The 18,954-nt window shown below is 72.4% G+C and carries 15 protein-coding genes; 9 read left to right on the forward strand and 6 right to left on the reverse strand.

Translation table 11 applies throughout. The annotated features are described in order from the left end of the window. The first annotated feature begins 61 nt into the window (after positions 1–61). The 3 genes from ACGF3A_RS12700 to ACGF3A_RS12710 are packed head-to-tail and all read left to right on the forward strand — an operon-like array spanning position 62 to position 2,761. Positions 62–820, forward strand: coding sequence for an ATP-binding cassette domain-containing protein (locus tag ACGF3A_RS12700; protein ID WP_393728712.1), 759 nt, complete (start codon positions 62–64; stop codon positions 818–820). A 1-nt stretch (position 821) separates the two neighbouring features. Continuing rightward, the gene (locus ACGF3A_RS12705; RefSeq protein WP_393728714.1) at positions 822–2,123 is read left to right on the forward strand and encodes an ABC transporter permease; all 1,302 of its coding nucleotides are present in this window, start codon (positions 822–824) and stop codon (positions 2,121–2,123) included. Continuing rightward, the gene (locus ACGF3A_RS12710) at positions 2,120–2,761 is read left to right on the forward strand and encodes a hypothetical protein (RefSeq protein WP_393728716.1); all 642 of its coding nucleotides are present in this window, start codon (positions 2,120–2,122) and stop codon (positions 2,759–2,761) included. The genes ACGF3A_RS12705 and ACGF3A_RS12710 overlap by 4 nt, the downstream gene beginning before the upstream one ends. Here the strand turns inward: ACGF3A_RS12710 and ACGF3A_RS12715 are convergent. After that, positions 2,730–3,230 carry a hypothetical protein gene (locus tag ACGF3A_RS12715; protein ID WP_393728718.1) on the reverse strand — a complete coding sequence of 167 codons (501 nt, stop codon included), beginning with the start codon at positions 3,228–3,230 and terminating at the stop codon, positions 2,730–2,732. The genes ACGF3A_RS12710 and ACGF3A_RS12715 overlap by 32 nt on opposite strands. A 118-nt stretch (positions 3,231–3,348) precedes the next feature. Continuing rightward, on the reverse strand, positions 3,349–4,650 hold the full coding sequence (locus tag ACGF3A_RS12720; RefSeq protein WP_393728720.1) for a hypothetical protein: 1,302 nt from the start codon (positions 4,648–4,650) through the stop codon (positions 3,349–3,351). A 168-nt stretch (positions 4,651–4,818) separates the two neighbouring features. Here ACGF3A_RS12720 and ACGF3A_RS12725 point away from each other — a divergent pair, with 168 nt between their 5' ends. From ACGF3A_RS12725 to ACGF3A_RS12735, 3 genes are all read left to right on the forward strand, one after another. Then, positions 4,819–5,469: a sensor domain-containing protein gene (locus ACGF3A_RS12725; RefSeq protein WP_393728723.1), complete on the forward strand. Its 651-nt coding sequence runs from the start codon at positions 4,819–4,821 to the stop codon at positions 5,467–5,469. Between the two features lie 204 nt (positions 5,470–5,673). Beyond that, entirely contained in the window at positions 5,674–7,137 is a 1,464-nt protein-coding gene (locus tag ACGF3A_RS12730; protein ID WP_393728725.1) for an alanine/glycine:cation symporter family protein, read from the forward strand. A 21-nt stretch (positions 7,138–7,158) separates the two neighbouring features. Then, complete coding sequence (locus ACGF3A_RS12735) at positions 7,159–8,004, forward strand: MerR family transcriptional regulator (RefSeq protein WP_393728727.1); 846 nt, start codon at positions 7,159–7,161, stop codon at positions 8,002–8,004. 146 nt (positions 8,005–8,150) lie between these two features. On the opposite strand, the gene ACGF3A_RS12740 is transcribed toward ACGF3A_RS12735, so the two are convergent. Then, on the reverse strand, positions 8,151–8,672 hold the full coding sequence (locus tag ACGF3A_RS12740) for a GNAT family N-acetyltransferase (protein ID WP_393728729.1): 522 nt from the start codon (positions 8,670–8,672) through the stop codon (positions 8,151–8,153). A gap of 148 nt (positions 8,673–8,820) precedes the next feature. Then, positions 8,821–11,013, reverse strand: coding sequence for an MMPL family transporter (locus ACGF3A_RS12745; protein ID WP_393728731.1), 2,193 nt, complete (start codon positions 11,011–11,013; stop codon positions 8,821–8,823). A 167-nt stretch (positions 11,014–11,180) separates the two neighbouring features. Here ACGF3A_RS12745 and ACGF3A_RS12750 point away from each other — a divergent pair, with 167 nt between their 5' ends. Beyond that, positions 11,181–14,663 carry an AAA family ATPase gene (locus ACGF3A_RS12750; RefSeq protein ID WP_393728733.1) on the forward strand — a complete coding sequence of 1,161 codons (3,483 nt, stop codon included), beginning with the start codon at positions 11,181–11,183 and terminating at the stop codon, positions 14,661–14,663. A 34-nt stretch (positions 14,664–14,697) separates the two neighbouring features. Here the strand turns inward: ACGF3A_RS12750 and ACGF3A_RS12755 are convergent, their stop codons facing one another. Beyond that, entirely contained in the window at positions 14,698–15,534 is an 837-nt protein-coding gene (locus ACGF3A_RS12755; RefSeq protein ID WP_393728735.1) for an ABC transporter permease, read from the reverse strand. 712 nt (positions 15,535–16,246) lie between these two features. Between ACGF3A_RS12755 and ACGF3A_RS12760 the strand changes: the two genes are divergently transcribed. Together ACGF3A_RS12760 and ACGF3A_RS12765 are read left to right on the forward strand one after the other, a co-directional pair. Further along, positions 16,247–17,311 carry a sensor histidine kinase gene (locus ACGF3A_RS12760; RefSeq protein ID WP_393728737.1) on the forward strand — a complete coding sequence of 355 codons (1,065 nt, stop codon included), beginning with the start codon at positions 16,247–16,249 and terminating at the stop codon, positions 17,309–17,311. After that, a complete protein-coding gene (locus ACGF3A_RS12765; RefSeq protein ID WP_393728739.1) occupies positions 17,308–17,913 on the forward strand; it encodes a response regulator in 606 nt (201 codons plus the stop codon). Before ACGF3A_RS12760 ends, ACGF3A_RS12765 begins: the two co-directional genes overlap by 4 nt. Before the next feature lie 35 nt (positions 17,914–17,948). Here ACGF3A_RS12765 and ACGF3A_RS12770 read toward each other — a convergent pair whose 3' ends face one another. After that, positions 17,949–18,935 (reverse strand): IS701 family transposase, encoded by a 987-nt coding sequence (locus tag ACGF3A_RS12770; protein WP_393728741.1) that lies wholly within the window; start codon positions 18,933–18,935, stop codon positions 17,949–17,951. Between the last annotated feature and the right edge of the window lie 19 nt (positions 18,936–18,954).

The raw sequence follows: 18,954 nt of genomic DNA on the forward strand, positions 1-18,954 counted from the left end.
CCGGACGCGGTGGGCCCGTCATGGCGGTGGGCCCACCGCCCGCGCACACGGAGTACGTCGTATGAACGCAGCCATCGCGCAGGTCGTCGGGCTTGTGCAGGGGTATGGGCGGGAGCCGGTGATCGAGGGGCTTGATCTGGGGGTGCCGTCCGGGGTCACCGGGCTTCTGGGGCCCAACGGGGCGGGGAAGACCACGCTGTTGCGGACCTTGAGCACGTTGCTGCCGCCGCGTGACGGCAGGCTCGTGCTGTTCGGGCAGGAGATCCGTACCGAGCGGGACGCGCGCCGGGCGCGGCGGCGGATCGGGGCCCTGCCGCAGGACTTCGGGTACTACCCGGCCTTCTCCGTCGAGGACTTCGTGCACTACTGCGCCTGGCTCCGGGAGGTGCCCAAGCGGGCGAGGGGGGACGCCACGCGGCGGGCCCTCGCCGCGGTGGGGCTGGAGGACCGGGCGCGGGAGCGGATGAAGGTTCTGTCGGGCGGGATGCTGCGGCGGGCCGGAATCGCCGCGGCGATCGTCGGGGCTCCGTCGCTGGTGCTGCTCGACGAGCCGACGGTCGGGCTGGACCCCGCGCAGCGGCTGGACTTCCGCCGGCTCATCCGGTCGCTGGCCCGGGAGGGGACGGCCGTGGTGTTGAGCACGCATCTGGTGGAGGACGTCCAAGCGGTGTGTGACGGGGTGACCGTGCTGAGTGAGGGGCGGGTCCGTTATCGGGGGACTCCTGGGCGGCTGGCGGGGGAAGCGGTGTGGGGGGCTGCTGGGGACACCCCGTTGGAGCGGGGGTACATGTCCGTGCTCGGGGAGCGGGAGGGGGTTTAGCGTGTGGCGCGTCTACCGCATCGAGCTGCGGCGCTCGCCACTGCTGGCCGTGCTGCCGGTGCTGCTCGCTGTGGACATGCTCGTACTGTTCGGGCGGCAGCGGTACTGGATCGGGGTGTGGCCGGAGGCCAGTGCCGCCGCGCAGGTCGTCACCCTGTTCCTCGGGACGGTTCTGGCGGCGGTCTCGGCCTGGCAGGCCGGGCGCGGTTCGCGCGCGGGCATGCCGGAGGCCGTGCTCGGTGCCGCGCGTCCGGGCTGGCAGGTGGAGAGCATGCGGCTCGCCGCGACGCTGACCCTCGGCTTCGCCGCGTACGGCTCCGGCTGCGCCGTCGCGGCCGCGGTCTCCTTCCCCGACGCGGGGCCGGGGTTCCTGTGGCCCTCCTACCTCCTGCTGGGCGCGGCGACGCTCGTCGTGTTCGCGGCGGCCGGTCATCTGGCGGGCCGCTTCTGGCCCTCCCCGGCGTTCACCCCCGTCCTGGCCGGGGTGGGCGGCTTCCTTCTCATGCTGGGCGTCGGCGACCCCTGGGGCTGGTCCGCGCTGTCCGGGGCGCCGGACCAGATGCTGCGCCCCGGTCGGGTGGCGGTGCGCGTGGCCTTCGCGCTGGCGCTGGCGGCGCTGGCCGTTCTGGTGCCGCACCCCCGTCGGCGGTCCGGGGGCCTGCCCCGGCCGCGGTCCACCGTCGCCGGGCGGCTCGCGGTGCTGGCCGCCGCCGCGGCGTCGCTCGCCACGCTCGCGGGCGTCGCCGTCAGCAGTGAGATCCAGGTGGAGCGCCCGTCGACGGCCGTCGAGCCGCTGTGCCGGAAGGCCGGGGCGGACGCGCCCCGGGTGTGCGTATGGCCGGAGCACCGCCGGTACCTGCCCGAACTGACCGCCATGGCCGACCGGTTGTCGCGTATCCCGCAGGACTGGGTGAGGACGCCGGAGACCTTCCGGGAGTTCGGGCTGCGGCGTACGAGGCTGGGTGACGCGGGCTTCGACATCACCGAGGGGCACGTGCGGACCGCGGCGATCGCCATGGCCGTCGAGGTGTCGCGGCAGAGCTTCGGGGACTGCCGGATTCCCGGCGGTGACGAGCGGGGCTGGCGGGCGTCGGACCGCATCGACCTCTGGCTGGAGTACCGGGCCATGGGGGTGGATCCCGGGGAAGCCGACGACGGGCTGCACATGTCCGGGGCCGAGGGGGCCCAGGGTTCGGCGCGCCGGATCGTCCGCGCGACCGAGGCCGATCAGCGCGCGTGGACGTCCCGTCAGCGGGCCGTGCTCGCCAGGAGCCTGCGCGGCTGCGGGGAACAGGGGGAGTGACGTCCCGCGCCGATCTCCTGCGGCTCGCCCGGACCCGCCGCGCGGCGCCCGTGCTGACCGGCGTGGCGGCCGTGGCGCTGGTGTCGGCCGTGCTGGGCGGATGGCTCGTCCCCGTCCCCTCGTTCGGAGCCGGGACCGAGACGCGTGGCGTTCCCTTCCGTACGGAACTCCCGCTGCTGGCCGCGGTGTTCCTGGCCGCCGCGTTCAGCGGGCCGATGGACGACTTCGAGGCGCTCGCCGGAGCGCGGTTCGCCCGCGTCCGTCGCGGATACGGGGCTGCCCTGACGGCCCTCGCCTGCGCGTTCTCCTTCGTCACGGAGAGCGTGGCCGCGGGGCCCGGCGCAGGGGTCGTCTTCGTACGCTCCCTGCTGCTGTGGCTGGGGCTCGCCCTGCTCTCCCGGCGGCTGCTCGGACAGCATCTCGCCTGGGCGCTGCCGGTGGCGTCGGCGCTCCCGCTCGTCTGGTTCAGCTCGGGAACGGAGTGGTGGGACTGGACGTGGGCACCGGCCGGGTCGCCCGTCGGCTGGGGGATGGCCGCCGCGGCGCTGCTCGCCGGTACGGCGGCAGCGGCCGCCACGAGGTGGCGGCTGCGGGGTTGTCCGCCGGTCAGGCGGCGTAGCAGAGGGTCGCGGGCGTGAGGGGGGTGCGGGGGGTGGCCGGGAGGGGGAGTACGGGGTTCGGGTGGGGGCGCTTCGTGAAGGTGATGAGGCGCAGCACCGCGAAGCGTGCGACGCCCGCGAGAGCGGAGGACGTCAGGAAGACGGCCTGTTCGAGCAACGCGCCCGGCGCCGCGACCAGTTGCTGCAGGGTGAGCATCGCCAGGCACGTCGCCGCGTACGCGGCCACGGCGGAGCCCGCCGACTGTACGTGCTGGCTCCAGCTCGCGTGCCTGCCCGCGCCGAAGGTGAAGCGGGCGTGCAACTCGGTGGCCAGGAGCGTGGAGACCGCGGTGATCAGGGCGTTGGCCAGGGCCCAGGGGATCCAGGAGGCGAGGGCCGCCACGGCGAGGCTGGAGGCGAGCCCCACTCCGCCGCCGCAGAGCACGAAGCGGGCGAAGGCGGTGAGGGCGCCGGGCGCCGCCTGCTGCTGGCTCTGCGTTGACTCCATGATCCGACTCCCTGACGCCGCACGCTGCGGGGCTGGTGCCCCGCGGCTCTCTGTCACTTAGTGACAGTGTCACTAAGTGACAGAGATGGCAAGTCCCCGTCGGATTCCGGTCGGGTCCTCAGCGCCACTCCAGGACCTGGCCCGCGCGGAGCGCCTGGTCCGCGCCCTTCGCCGTGATCTTCTTCGGGGCCGCACCCGGGGCCGTACGGGCCGTGAAGTGCTCGGTGACCGTGCCCTGGCGGGAGGTGAGGATCATCTGCTTGCCGTCCGGGGAGAGGGCGCGCAGCGTGTTCTTGCGGCTGGTCTTCGGGAGGATCGGCTTGCCGATCGCCGCCGAGGGCGGCTCCTCGTCCTTCTTGAGGCGGGTGGAGTCCACCGTCCAGAAGTTGTTCTTCCTGGCCGGGTCGTCCTCCGTCATCTCGCGCTCGCCGCACAGGACCGTCGTGCTGTCCGTCCAGCCCAGCGGCATGCAGCTGCCGAGGGGGTGGAGCGGGGCGTCGTCGTCGCGCTGGACGGTCGTACGGCGGGGGACGTCCACCACGTTCATGCCCTGCATCTCGTGGAAGCCCGCCGCCTTGCGGCTGTCGGGGCTGAGGCGCAGCACGCTTGCCGTGAGCGCGCTGGCCGGGCCGGCCGGGCTGCCCGCGAGGGTGAAGCCGGGGCGCTGGGCGCTCAGTTCGTCGCCCTTGCCGCGCCGCTCGGCGGGGGCGGTGAAGAAGGTGGGCTTGTCCTCGTTCTCGGCCTTGGTCATGTACCAGACCTGGTCGGAGCCGCCCGGCGCGAAGACCGGGTGCTGCTCGGTGGGGGCGTCGGCGAAGTCCGAGCCCCCGGACTTGTTGACCATCGTGGGCTTGGCGTTCCCGGGCGTGACGACCGCGGCCCGGGTGCCCTCCGTCTCGGTGTCCTTGAGGACGACGGCCAGCTTGGTGAAGTCGTCGTTGAAGAGCTGGCGGACGCGGGGCTCCGCGAGGGCCTTGGGGCCCTCGTCCTCGGTGCCGGTGCCGGTGCCGGTGCCGGTGTCCTCCGGGGTGACGACGTCGCCCTTGCAGAGCTCGGCGAGCGGGGTGCTCGCGTTGTCCTCCTCCGTCATGACCGTGGTCGTCGGGAGCGTGAACGTGGTGGTGGCCACCTTCTTCCAGGACCCGGGGTCCCACGCCTCGACGACGACGTCCGCGGGCTTGTTCGCCGGGACGGCGCACCACGCCTTGACCACGACGCCCTTCGCCGGGATCGCGCCCTTGGACTTCCCCGAAGGCCCCGACGGGTCGGCCTTCGCCGCCGCGTCTCCCTTGCCGTTCTTCCCGCCGTCCTTCTTGCCGTCGGCGGACCCCCCGTCCTCGCCCCCGCACCCGGTCAGCGCGACCGCGGCGGTGAGGACGAGTGCGGCGAACTGCTGTTTGTGGTGCCGGTGTTCACGCATGGTGCGGGAGTTTATCCGTGGTGAGTGACGGTCTTCCTGTCTCTTTCCAACTGTGCTCCCGGGGGCCGGTGTTGACCTGGGACGCCCCAAGGGGTGGTGTTAGCTACACCTTCCGAGACGCCACTCAGGCGGCTGCTCTCCGGGCCCGCGCGGCGGGATCGTAGAGACATGACGACGACGATGGAGTTCCAGATGGCACCGACGGTCACCGACCAGCACATGGGCACGGCGGCCCGCGTTCCGGGCCGGTTCCGGCGGGAGGTGGCGTACCTCCTCTCGGGTCTGCCGCTCGGCATCGCGGCCTTCGTGCTGATGGTGACCGGCTTCTCCCTCGGTCTCTCCACGCTGATCCTGCTGGTCGGCCTCCCGGTCCTCGGCGGCACGCTCGCCATGGCCCGCTGGTTCGCCCGGGTCGAGGCCGCGCAGATCGAGCGCATCAGCGGCCGTCCGCTGCCCGCCGAGCCCGAGCGCACCCCGCGCGGCGGCTGGGGCATGCTGGCCGACGCGCAGGGCTGGCGCGACCTGGTGCACGCGGTCGTCGCCTTCCCGGTCCGGGTCGCCACGTTCTCGATCACGCTGACCTGGCTGGTGGGCGGCATCGGCGGGCTGACGTACGGCCTGTGGTCCTGGTCGATCCCGCGTGACGAGAACGACGGGCTGATGGACCTGGCCTTCGGTCTCACCGGCCGCGGCCCCGACATCGCCTTCAACACCGCGCTGGGCGTCGTGCTCCTCGCGACCACGATCCCCGTGATCCGCGGCCTGGCCACCGCGCAGGCCGGCCTGGGCCGGGTCATGCTGCGGAGCGGCAGCCTGTGACCCCGGCGGGTCCCCGACACCGTCCTCCACCCCGCGCATCGCTTCCGTACATAAGAGCACCCCGGTCACCGGGGTGCTCTTTCGTGTGGGCGTGTGAGAAAGCGCATGGTCAGCCGCTTCCTACGGGTTCGCGCCGGGTCCGTCCGGACACGTACGCTACGGAAGATTTGCCGTAGTTACCGTCATAACTTCCAAGGGCGCCGTGTGGACTCGCTGAACTCCCTCATCCTCGACGTCAACGACGTCTTCTGGACGTATCTCCTGATCCCGCTGGTCGTGGGCGCCGCGCTCTGGTTCACCCTCCGGTCACGGGGCGTGCAGATACGGATGCTGCCCGAGATGATCCGGGTGCTCGGCGACAAGGCGGAGACCGGGCCCGACGGGCGTAAGCAGGTCTCCGCCTTCGGCGCCTTCACGATCTCCGCCGCCGCCCGCGTCGGTACGGGCAACATCGCCGGTGTGGCCGCCGCGATCACGGCGGGCGGGGCCGGGGCCGTGTTCTGGATGTGGGTCATGGCGCTGCTGGGCGCCGCGTCCGCGTTCGTCGAGTCCGCGCTCGCGCAGCTCTACAAGGTGCGCAACAGGGACGCGGGCGGCAACGACTCCGGTACGTACCGGGGCGGGCCCGCGTACTACATCCAGCGGGGGCTGGGGAAGCGCTGGGCGGGGGTGCTGTTCGCCGTCGTCATCACCGTGACCTTCGGCTTCGTCTTCAACGCGGTGCAGTCCAACACCATCGCCTCGGTCGCGCGGGGCTCGTTCGGCGACAGCTTCCCGGCGGCGGGCGCGGGCGCCGGGCTCGTGGTGCTGCTCGGCATGGTCGTCTTCGGGGGCGTGCGCCGCATCGCCACGGTCACCTCCCTCGTCGTCCCCGTCATGGCCGTGCTCTACCTGCTGCTCGGCCTCGCGGTCGTGCTGCTCAACGTGAACGACGTGCCGCGCGTCTTCGCCGACATCGTCGGCGGCGCCTTCGGGGTGCGCGAGGTCGCGGGCGGCGCGCTGGGCGCGGCGATCCAGCAGGGCGTGCGGCGCGGGATGTTCTCGAACGAGGCGGGGCTCGGCTCGGCGCCCAACGCGGCGGCGACGGCCGAGGTCACCCACCCCGTGAAGCAGGGCCTGGTGCAGACGCTGGGTGTCTTCTTCGACACGCTGCTGATCTGCTCGATGACGGCGTTCATCATCCTCACCTCCAACCCCTCGCTCTCCGAGCGCGGCGGGGCCGACCTCACGCAGACCGCGCTGACGGACACGCTCGGCGGCTGGGCGGGCCATGTGCTCACCCTCGTCGTCTTCCTGCTGGCCTTCTCCACACTGATCGGCAACTACTACTACGGCGAGTCGAACATCCGCTTCATGACCGGGCGCCGCTGGGTGCTGCCCGGGTACCGGGTGCTGGTGCTGGCGGCCGTCTTCGGGGGCGCGCTCGGCTCGGTCGACGTCGTGTGGAACCTCGCGGACGTCTTCATGGGCGGCATGGCGCTCGTCAATCTGCTCGCGATCCTGCCGCTGTCCGCGATCGCGTGGAAACTGCTGGAGGACTACCTCGCCCAGCGCCGCGAGGGCCTCGACCCGGTCTTCACCCGGGACCGGGTGCCGGGGCTGCCGGGCGAGATCGAGTGCTGGGACGAGCGGACCGAGTCCCGCGAGGTTGACCCTCACACCGTGTGAGGCCGTGGAGTAGGGGGCGTCATGTTCACCATCGGAGACTTCGCCGCCCACGGCAGCGTGTCCGTACGGATGCTGCGGCACTACGACGCGGTCGGACTGCTGCGCCCCGCCCACGTCGACGCGTTCAGCGGCTACCGCTACTACGCCGCCGACCAGCTCACCCGCCTCAACCGGATCATCGCCCTCAAGGACCTGGGCTTCACGCTCCAGCAGGTGCGGGTGATCCTCGACGAGCGCGAGCCCGTCAGCGCGGCGGAGCTGCGCGGCATGCTGCGGCTGCGCGAGGCCGAACTGGAGGCCGAGCTCGCGGCGGACGCCGCCCGGCTGGCGCGGGTCGGCGCGCGACTCCGGATGATCGAGAGCGAGGGTCATATGTCGTCGGACGACATCGTGGTCAAGCGGCTGCCCGCCGTACGGCTGGCCGAGCTGACCGGCGTCGCCGAGCACGCCGAGCCCGGGTCGATCGGACCTGTCATCCAGCCGCTGTACGGGGAGCTGTTCCCCCGGCTCGCGAAGGCGGGGATCCCGCCCGCGGGGATGGGGCTCGCGTACTACGAGAGCGCCGGGCCCGACCATGGCGAGGACGCGGTCGTCGTGCACGCCGGGGTGCAGATCGCGCCCGGCGCTGTGGCAGAGGGCCACGACTTCGCGGTCGTCGACCTCCCGGAGGTCGAGTCGGCCGCCACGATCGTCCACCACGGGTCGATGGACGACGTGATGCCGTCCCTCCAGACCCTCGCCCGCTGGATCGAAGCCAACGGGTATCGCTCGGCGGGGCTGCCGAGAGAGCTTCAGCTCTCTTGCGAGGGCGGGCCGGAGAACTGGGTCACGGAGCTGCAGGAGCCGGTGGTACGACGCGGAGAGTGAGGGTTTCCCTCCTTCGCCGGTTCCGGGCAGGGGCTGCCCCGGACTGTGCTTCGCGGGCCGCGCCCCTGAGCCCCGAAGGGGCGCGGGGAACTGCGCGACAAGCCACGACGTACGCGCACTCCGCAACGCACGGGACGGGGCACCCCCTAACCGACCCCCAGGGACCGCTGCATCAGCACAGTGTCGATCCACTGGCCGTGCTTGCGGCCCACCGCGGTGAGACGGCCCGTCTCCTTGAAGCCGTGGCGGGCGTGGAGGGCGATCGAGGCGGGGCCCACCTCCTCGTCCACGTCGGAGATGACGGCGATCATCTGCCGTACCCCGGCCCCCGCACTCCGCAGGAGCAGCGCCGCGAGCAGTGCGCCGCCGAGCCCCTGCCCCGTACGGCCCGGCGCCAGATAGACCGTGTCCTCGACCGTGTGCCGGTAGGCGGGCTTGGGGCGCCAGGGCGCGGCGTACGCGTACCCCGCGATCTCGTCCCCGGGCCCGGCGGCGACGAGGAAGGGGAGGCCGCGCGCGGCCAGGTCGTCGTACTTGCGGCGCCACGCGGCGGCGTCCAGCGGCTCCTCGTCGAACGTGACGACCGTACGCGCGACGTAGTGCGCGTAGATCGCGGCGACGGCCGGGAGGTCGGCGGGGCGCGCGGCCCGGATGTGCGCTGACTGCATGGACGACTCTAGGCACAGCGGTGTTTCACGGCCGTTTCGCAAGAGAATTCGCAAGAGAGGAGGCCTTCCCGGACGGGCGGGGGTCCAGTCCGGGAAGGCCGTTTCCGGGTGCGTGGCTCACGCGCGCACGCGCGGCTCCGCGCCCGGGTCAGCGGGCCGGGGCGAGGCGCTTCTCCTCTGCCCCGGCGTCTCCGTCGGTACGGTCCTTCTCCCGGCGGTAGAGCTTGCCGGGAGACCAGATGCGCGGCCCGATGTCGTAGGACAGCGCGGGCAGCAGCAGCGACCGGACGACGAAGGTGTCCACGAGGACACCGAAGGCCACGATGAAGCCCATCTCCGCGAGGTTCACCAGCGGCAGGGTGGCCAGCGCGACGAACGTGCCGGCGAGCACCAGTCCCGCCGAGGTGATCACGCCTCCGGTGAGGGCCAGCCCGCGCACCAGGCCCTCCCGGGTGCCGTGGACCTCCGTCTCCTCCCGGACGCGGTGCATCAGGAAGATGTTGTAGTCCACGCCCAGTGCGACCAGGAAGATGAAGGCCAGCAGCGGGAATCCGGCGTCCGTGCCCTCGAAGCCGAACACCTCTTGGAAGATCAGCCCGCAGACGCCCAGCGACGCGAGGTAGGAGAGCACGACCGTCGCCATCATCACCAGCGGCGCGATCAGCGCGCGCAGCAGCGCGACGAGGATCAGGAAGACCACGACCAGCACGACGGGGATGATCACCTTGTTGTCGCGGTCCGCGGCCTCGATCATGTCGTGCGTGGTGGCGGAGGTGCCGCCGACGAGGGCCTCCCCGCCCGGCACGTCATGGACCGCTTCCCGCAGCCGCTCCACGGTCTTGCGCGCCGCCTCGCTGTCCGCCGGATCGCGCAGCGTCGCGTCGAGCTGCACATACCCCGCGGCCTTGGCCGATTCCTTGACCTCGGCCACGCCCGAGGTGCCCGCGGCGGCCTTCCGCACGTCCTCGGCGGCGGCGGCCTTCGCGACGATCTCGGCGGGCACGCCGGAGCCCGCCGGGAAGTGGTCCGCCAGGACCGCGGCGCCGGTCACCGAGTCGGGCTTGCCGGTGAACTGGCCCGCGTCGGAGAGCCCTTCGGCCTTCAGCGAGACCAGCGAGAAGGACATCGCGACCAGCACCACACTGACGCCCGCCCACAGGGCGCGGGGACGCGCGGCGACGGCACGGGCCACGCGGTACCAGACGCCGTGCCGGGCCGCGGCCTCGTCCGTCGGGCCCGCGGCCGCCGCCTCCGGCTCGAAGCGGGGGACGACCGGCCAGAACACCCAGCGGCCGAAGATCACCAGCAGCGCGGGCAGCAGCGTCGTCATCGCCGCGAGCGCGACGAGCACACCGGTGGCGGCGACCGGGCCCAGCCCGGAGGTGGAGTTCAGGTCGGCGGCGAGCAGGCACAGCAGGCCGACGGCGACGGTGGAGGCGGAGGCCAGCACCGCGGGGCCCGCCTGGCGCAGCGCGTAGGCCATCGCCTCGTGCCGGTCCTCGTGGCGGTGCAGCTCCTCCCGGTAGCGCGCGACGAGCAGCAGTGCGTAGTCGGTGGCGACGCCGAACACGAGGACGGTGAGGATGCCCGAACTCTGCCCGTTCACCGTCTGGTCGGCGTACTTGGCCAGCAGATACACCACGCTCTGCGAGACGGCCAGCGCGAACAGCGCGCTCAGCACGGGGATGAACCACAGCACCGGGCTGCGGTAGATGAGCAGCAGCAGGACGATCACGATGCCGGCGGCGGCGAGGAGCAGCAGCCCGTCGATGGACTCGAAGACCTCGAACAGGTCGGCGGCCTGGCCGCCGGGGCCCGTGACGTGGCTCTCCAGCCCGGGCGGTCCGCGCTCGGCGATCTCCCGCGCCTTCTCGACGGCCTTGTCCACCTTGTCGTCCGTCATCGGCACCACGGTCTGGAGCGCCTTGCCGTCCTTGGACGGGAAGGGGCCCTGCGCCTTCTCGGCGCCGGGGAGCCCGGCGAAGGCGGCCGCGTCCTTCTGGGCCTTGGCGGTGTCGGCCTTGGTGATGCCCCCCTCGCGCTCGTAGACCACGAGGGCGGGGATCGTCTCGTCGTCGCGCAGCTTCTCCTGGAGCTCGACGACCTTGGTGGACTCGGCCTGGCCGGGAAGCCACGCCGCCGCGTCGTTCTCCTCGACGTCGGCCAGCTTGCCCGCCAGCGGGCCCAGCGCCGCCAGCAGGACGATCCAGATCGCCAGCACGGCCCACTTCGTGCGGCGGCCCACGAGGAACCCGGTCAGGCGATGGGTCCATCGCGGGGGCCCCTCCGCGGCCGGGGGAGGGCCCTCTCCACTCGGGGGAGACTGGCTCGTGGTGCTCATGGAAATTTCTCTCCTGACTTCTCGTGTGCGGTGCGGGACGTGTTGACGCCAAGTGCGTTGGCCCTCGCATCCGGAGGGCGCGAGAATGGACGTCGCGATTGCGAGACACGATCTGGCGGACGGCCGAACGACCTGGCCACACCGACTCCTTGGGGGGACAGAGCTTCGTGGACACACCAGCGCTGATCGGCCGCGAGCACCCCGCCCGGCTGTTGACGGCCGAGCTGGACCGCACGTCCGGCAGTCACGGGGGACTGGTGCTCGTCACGGGCGAGGCGGGGATCGGGAAGACCGCGCTCGTCGCCGAGGTGCTGGGCCGGGCGCGCGGCCGGGGCGTGCTGGTGGTGAGCGGCACGTGCTGGGAGCGCGAGGGCGCCCCGGGGTACTGGCCCTGGGTCCAGGTCGTGCGCGGCCTGCGGCGGGCGCTCGGCGAGGAGGAGTGGCGACGGGCGGCGGCAGCGGCCGGCGAGTCCCTGGCCTTCCTGCTGGGCGAGGCCGCCGCGCCCGCGAGTACGCCCGGTACTCCCGCCGGTACGTCCGCAACGTCCGCCGGTACGTCCGTCGGGACGTCCGCCACGTCCGCCGGTGCGTCCGGCGTCGGGCGGTCGTCGGACGAGCGGGGGTTCCGGCTCAGCGACGCGGTCACCACGCTGCTGGTGACCGTCGCGCAGGAGCGTCCGGTGGCGGTCGTACTGGAGGATCTGCACTGGGCGGACACGGAGTCGGTCCGGCTGCTGGAATTCGTCGTGCAGCACACGTGGTTCGAGCGGCTGCTGGTGATCGGCACCTATCGGGACGCCGAGATCGAGTCGGGCGACCATCCGCTGGCCCCGCTGCTCCAGCCGCTGGCGGCGAAGGCGCGCACCGTCACGCTGACGGGGCTCGGACCGCGCGAGGTCGCGGCGCTCATGGCCCGGACGGCCGGGCGGGAGCCGGCCCCCGATCTGGCGACGGAGGTCCACCGGCGCACCGGGGGCAACCCGTTCTTCGTCGAGCAGAGCGCCCGGCTGTGGCACAGCGGCAACTCCATCACCGCCATCGCGCCCGGTGTCCGCTCGGCGCTGCGCAGCCGTCTCGCGCTGCTGCCGTCCGAGGTGGCCGTCGCTCTCACGGCGGCCGCGGTGCTCGGCCGCGAATTCCATCCCGAACTGGTCGCGGCCTGCGTGGATCTGCCCGCCGAGGACATGGACCGGCTGCTGGGGCAGGCGGTGGCCGCCCGGCTGGTGGTGCCGCTGGACGAGGGGCGGTTCGCCTTCGTGCACGACCTGGTGCGGGAGACGCTGTCCGTGGGACTGGAGGGTGCCGAGTCCGTCCGGCGGCACGCGGCGGTGATCCGGGCGCTGGAGCGCGCGCCCGCGCTCCGGCGGCACGCGGGGCCGTCGGAGGTGGCCCGGCACGCGTACCTCGCGGCCGGGGAGCTGGACGTGACGGACGTGGTGGAGCATCTGCTGGCCGCCGCGCGCGACGCCTCGGCGCGGCTCGCGCTGGAGGAGGCGGTCGGCCACTACGGCCGGGCGCTGGAGCTGATCCCGGCCGACCTGCCGCACCGGCGCGCGGCCGTCGCACTCGACCTGGGCGCGGCGCAGTATCAGACCAACGACCTGGAGGGCGGGCGCCGGACGCTGGAGGAGGCCGCCGCGGCGGCGCGCGTGCTGGGCGACGACGAGCTGCTGGCGCGTGTCGCGCTGACGCTGCACAGCCTGGCGCTGCACGGCGGCGACCAGGGCGGGCAGGGCCGGGTGGGGGACGACGTGCTCGCCGACGCCTACCGCACCCTGACGCCGGAACCGGGCGAGGCCCAGGCGCCGCCCGCCGCCCCGTCGCTGACGCCGTACGACCACGCGCAGGAGCTGAGCGTCCGCGCGGTGGTGCTGGCCAGGAAGGGGCAGGACGACGAGGCGCTCGCGTTCAGCCTGCGGGCACGGCACGACGCGATCTGGTCACCGGGCAGCGTGCCCGAACGGCAGAAGATCATCGAGGAGATGGCCGCGGTGGCCCGCCGTACGGCCGACGCCGAACTGGAGCTGCACTCCTCGTCGCTGTACGCGGGCACGCTGCTGGAGCAGGGCGATCCGCGCTTCCTGGAGGAGCACCTCGCGTTCGTCGGCCGGGCCGAACGCTCCGGCCTGCCCCGCCATGTGCACGCCGCCCTTTCCGGCCAGGGCGCGGTCGCCACGATGACCGGGCGGTTCGCGGAGGCCAGGGAGTTCATCGACCGGGCGTACGACCTGGGTGAGCAGCCCTACATCGACCGCGCGGGTGTCTGGTACCACCAGCGCTGGGCTCTCTGCGCGCTCCAGGGCCGCTACGAGGAGATCGACGGGCTGCTGGAGTCGGCCGGCCGCGAGGACACGCACCTCTACCCCCGGCTGATCGAAGCCACCACGGCGGTGCAGCGCGGCGACGTCGGACCGGCCTTGCGCTACCTCACCGGGACGGCGGCGCTCGGCGAGCCGCACGTGCCCTGGTTCACGCCGCTGTGGCTGCGGTTCCAGGCCCAGACCGCCGCCGCCTCCGGCGATCCGGAGCTGGTGGCGGAGGCGCGGGCCGCGCTCGCGCCCTATCTCGGACAGTGGGCCGTCTCGGTCGCCGCGTACGACATCCAGGGGCCGTACGTGCTGTGGTCGGCGATGCTCGACGCGGCGCAGGAGCGCTGGGGCGCGGCGGTCGACGGGTTCACCGCGGCGTGCCGCGCGGCCGACCGGTTCCGGGCCCGTCCGTGGGCCACCGAGGCGCGGGCACGGCTTGCCGCCGCGCTGGTCGCGCGCGGCGCCGGAGGGGACGGCGAGACCGCGGCCCGGCTGCTGGACGAGGCCGAACAGGAGGCGGTGGAGCTGGGGATGACCGACGTCCTGCAGCGCGTCCGCCGGACCAGGGACGGTGAGGGCACCACGGCCGGTTCGGCGGTGCCGGGGGCGGGGGCGCCCGGGACACCGGAGGTGTCTGAGGTGTCTGAGGTGTCTGAGGCGTCCGAGGTACTTGAGGTGCGTGAGGCATCCGAGACCCCCGAGGCACCCGAGACGCCCGAGGTCCTGGAGTCGCCCGAGGCGCTTCAGGCGTCCGAGGAGCGGCGTCCCGAGGAGGGGGAGCCGGACGGAACCACGGCCGTCTTCCGGCTCGACGACGGGATGTGGACGCTCAGCTTCGCGGGCCGCACGGTCCATGTGCCGGACGCGAAGGGGCTGCGCGACCTGCACGTGCTCATCAGCAGCCCGGGCACCGAGGTGCCCGCCGCGCGGCTTCTCGCCCCGGAGGGCGGGGACATGGTCGTCGCGGCGCGGAGCCTGGGCGGGGACGCCGTGCTCGACGAGGAGGCCAAGACCCGCTATCGCCACCGGCTGACGCTGCTCGACGAGGAGATCGAGCGCGCCCTCGACCTGGGCCAGGACCGGCGCGCGGCGACCCTCGACGAGGAGCGTCAGGCGCTGCTGGACGAACTGCGCGGCGCCGCCGGGCTCCTGGGCCGCACCCGCAGGCTGGGGGACGAGTCGGAGCGGGCCCGCAAGACGGTGACGGCCCGCATCCGGCACGCGCTGCGACGGCTCGGCCAGCGCCATCCGGAGCTGGCGGCGCATCTGCGCGAGACCGTCTCGACGGGCGCGACGTGCTGCTACCGCGCGGGCGGCGGCACGCGGAGCTGGTCGCTGTGAGGGCGTAGGAGCGGGCTCCGGGCCTGCCGGGGTGCTATCTCTTGCGGTTGTAGAGCAGCATCGTGACCGAGCCGAACACGGCGGTCATCAGGGTGCAGGACAGCAGGACGAGGCCGATCCGCCCGGCGTCCACGTCACCGTTCATCAACCCCCGCATGGCGTCGACGAGATGGGTGACGGGACTGGCCTCGACGACGGCCCGGAGCCAGTCGGGCATGGTGTCGGGCTCCACGAAGACGTTGCTGACGAAGGCGAGCGGGAACAGAACGCTGAAACTCACGCTCTGCACCGACTTCTCCGTGCGCATCAGAAGGCCGAACGCCGTCCAGATCCACGAGAAACTGAAGGAGAACAGCAGCAGCAGCGCGACGGCACCTAGAACGCCCAACGGCCCGCCGTCCGGCCGGTATCCCAGAACGAGCCCGAGAGCGACCATCACGGCAGAGGCGAGCGTATAGCGCACGAGGTCGCCGAAGAGCGCGCCCACGAGTGCCGCCGGGCGCCAGATCGGCAGCGTGCGGAACCGGTCGAATATGCCCTTGTTGACGTCGATGTTCAGGGCGATGCCCGTGTACATCGTCGTCATCATGACGCTCATCACCATCATTCCGGGCAGCAGGAAGGTCAGATAGTCGCCGGTCGATCCCGCCAGGGCGCCGCCGAAAAGATGCGTGAACATCAGCATCATCATGGCCGGAAAGAGAGTGACGTCGAAAAGCTGCTCCGGGACGTGCTTGATCTTGAGCATGGCTCGCCAGCCGAACACCAGCGAGGTGCGCAGCGCATGGGGCCGGGAGGGGCGGGCGCGGTCGGCCAGCACGGCACGCAGCGCCTCGTCCTGGCCGCTCGGCGCCGTCGCTGTTCGGGTCATCGCGCACTCGTCCTCTCCGCCCGGGCGGGAGCCCCGTCCGACTCCTGACCCTGGGGCGCGACATCGCGTCTGGCTCCCGCTACATGCCGTCTCGCAGGGGTGTTTGGGCAGGTCGGAGGGCATGCGAGACGGTCCTGCGGGCTTCCGGGGCCGACTTCGTGTTCCGCACTTGGGCTCCCAGTACCGCACTTGGGGGCGCTTCGCACGGCTTCTCGATTACGCTCGCGGTCTCCGCCCATGGCCGAAAGGAAGCGAGGATGGCGGTTTCGATTCCGCCGATGTGTCGCATCTGTCCGCGCCGCGGACAGCCCGTCCCGTGCCGTCGCCGAACCCGTCCGTCGATCCCACAGAGTGTCGCGCCAACTGCGAAAGGTGAGGAGTGCGGTGGAGTCCGCAGGTGCTCCACGGGGCACCCGGACGCATACAGTCCGGTACCGTTCCGGATTCCCGTGGTACCGTACCCGGTAATTTTTAACAATTGGACACGCGGGGGAGTGTGTCAATGGTGGCAGAAAGCGGTATACCGGTCGAGCGATCAGCGGATTCAATCTCACGTCTCGCCGGAATCATTTTCCTGGGAATCGGTCTGACCGTTGGGCTCTACGGGAAGACGATATGGGCCGCCAGTGGCCCCCCTTCCTCTCACCTCCTTTTCGCACTCTTAATCGTGCCGATTTTCTGCTTCACTTACGCGCGAGTAACTTGGAGCGTGGTGAGGAATGGAATCGGCCACAACGGGCGTCCTGGAGAGCTGTTCGCCTGCGGAATCTGCACCATTCTTCTGGCGGTGGTGCTCCAGGGTTACTGGGTCAGTCTCACCGTTCCTTTCTCCGGCCTCGCGGTGCTGAATCTGCGCATGCGGGCCGCGCTCCCGGTCATCGCCATGACCCTGGGACTGGCCGCCGTGGTCCTGCTGCTCCAGGAGTCGCACGTCGTCGACGTGGTGAACCTCGTCCTCGGCGGCGCGAGCATCGTCTTCATCTACTTCTTCGTCGGCTGGCTCGGCGCCCTCTACCGCGAGGTCGTCCAGGCCAGCAAACGGTTCACGTACATGGCCGTCCTGGAGGAGCGGCTGCGCTTCGCCCGAGACCTCCACGATCTCCTCGGGCACAGCCTCTCCGTCATCGCTCTCAAGAGCGAACTGGCCACCCGGCTCATCCACGAGCAGCCGGAGCGCGCGCGGGGCGAGGTCGAGTCGGTCACCGCGCTCTCCAAGCGCTCCATAGCGGATGTGCGCGAGGTGGCCCGCGGCTACCGCACGCTGTCGCTCGTCACCGAGATCGAGGGCGTGCGGGGAGCGTTGCAGACGGCGGGCATCCGGGTCACCGTCTCGGACGTGCCCGAGGGGCTGGCCGAGCCGGTCCAGGAGGCGTTCGGCTGGGTGGTGCGGGAGGGATGCACGAACATCCTGCAGCACAGCAGCGCCGTGAGCTGCGACATCCGGGTGTGGATCGACGGGTCGCACGTGCGGTTCCGGATGACGAACGACGGCGCCGACCCCGGCGTCCCGCGCCGCGGGCAGGGCAGCGGTCTGGCCGGGCTCGCCCGCCGTATGCGGACCGTGGGCGGCGAGCTGAGCCACGGCTACGGACCGGGCGGCACGTACGCCGTCGACACCGTCGTGCCGCTGCCGCAGGAGGAGCCGCCCGGCCCGCCCGGCCCGGCCGACCCGCCCGGCCGGTCCGGTACCGCACGGCGCGTCCGCGCGGAGGACTTCATGCGGAAGGTGCAGAGGAACGTCCGGATCCGGTCCGAGGAGAAGGGGGTACTGGGATGATCAAGCTGGTCATCGCGGAGGACGAGGCCATCACCCGCGAGGCGTTCATGACCCTGCTCAACCTGGAGGACGGCCTCGAAGTGGTCGCCGGAACCGGGCGCGGGGACCAGGCGGTGGAGCTGATCGGACGGCACGACGCGTCCCTGGCCATCCTCGACGTCGACATGCCCGTCATGGGCGGCATCGAGGCGGCCGAGCGGATCCAGGCCGAGCGCAGCGGCTTTCCCGTCATCATCCTCACCAGCTACGGCCGTCCGGGGCAGGTGCAGCGCGCGCTCCGTGCCGGAGTGCGGGGCTTCCTCTCCAAGGACATCAGCGCCGACCGGCTGCTGAGCGTGATCCGGGACGTCCACGACGGCGGCCGCTACATCGACCCCGAGCTGGCCGCCGACGCCCTGACGGCCGGCCAGAACCCGCTCACCGTCCGGGAGACGGAGATCCTGCGGTGCGCGGAGGACGGCCGGACGCTCAGCGCCGTGGCCCGGCAACTGGGCCTCAGCGAGGGGACGGTGCGCAACCACATGTCCTCCGCCATCCGCAAGCTCGTGGCGAGCAACAGGACGACCGCGTTGCGCCGGGCCCGGGAAGCGGGCTGGATCTGAGAAGGGCGGCCGGGACGGAACGGGACGGGGCGCCCTCACCCCGCCCGTGACGCGGGCCCCGGAGCGGTCCGGCCCCGGCTCACGGTGAGACAGGCGTGCGCGAACATGGCCAGCGTCATGTGGCGGTACCACGCCCGCCACTGACGGACCGTGTAGCGGCCCAGGCCCGCCTCCTGCCGGGCGGAGCCGAGCGCGAGCCCCGCCGCCGCGCCGGTCTCCGCGGCCTCCACGAGGCGGTCGTGCCCGGCTGTCCAGGGCAGGAAGGCCACGTAGGAGCCACCGCCCCAGCGCGGGGTACGCCACCGGACGAAGCCGTTCTCCAACGGGACGCGCGGGGAGTGCCCGGATTCGGCGCAGGCGAGGACGTACGGCGTCCGCCGTGCCTCCAGCGCCGCGCGCAGCCGGGCACTGTCGCCGAAGCCGGGAGTGTCCGCGAGCACCCAGCGGGCCGGCACCCGCGCGGCGAACGCGCGGTCCAGCATCGCGAGGGCGAGTTCGTCCCGGGCACGGGCACCCGCCTCCGCGGGCACGCCGGCGCGCTCGCGGCGCACGGTGCCCCGGGTCCAGCTGGGCGGCAGCAGCAGTTCGCGGTCGATCGCGGAGGCGGTGCCGTGCCGGTCGGCGTAGAGCAGGAAGACCCCGATCTGGTAGTTGTCCGTGCGGTTCGACGCGGCGCAGTGCTGCCACTCGACCCCCGCCGAGTGGCGGCCCTTCTTGAGGAAGCCCTCCTCCGCGAGCACGAGGGCGCCCTCGGGCGAGCCCAGGTGCTCCACCACCGTGTCGCGGACCAGGTCGCGCACCCCGTCCTCGTCCCAGCGGGACGTGGTGAGCAGCCGGTTGCGGCCGTCCTCCCAGCCCGCGCGCGTCTCGACGGGCTGGGAGAGCAGATGGCACAGGTAGGCGTAGGCGTGCTCCCGGGGCTCGGTACGGCTGAACCGGTTCTCCACACGCCGGAAGAAGCGGCGCAGTGCGGCTCCACCCGTCCTGTCGGCATCCGTGAGCCTGCTGGTCCGCGCGCTCATGAAATCCTCCCCCGAGTAG

This window comes from Streptomyces sp. NPDC048172 (genome assembly GCF_043202595.1).
In the GTDB taxonomy this organism is placed as follows: Bacteria; Actinomycetota; Actinomycetes; order Streptomycetales; family Streptomycetaceae; genus Streptomyces.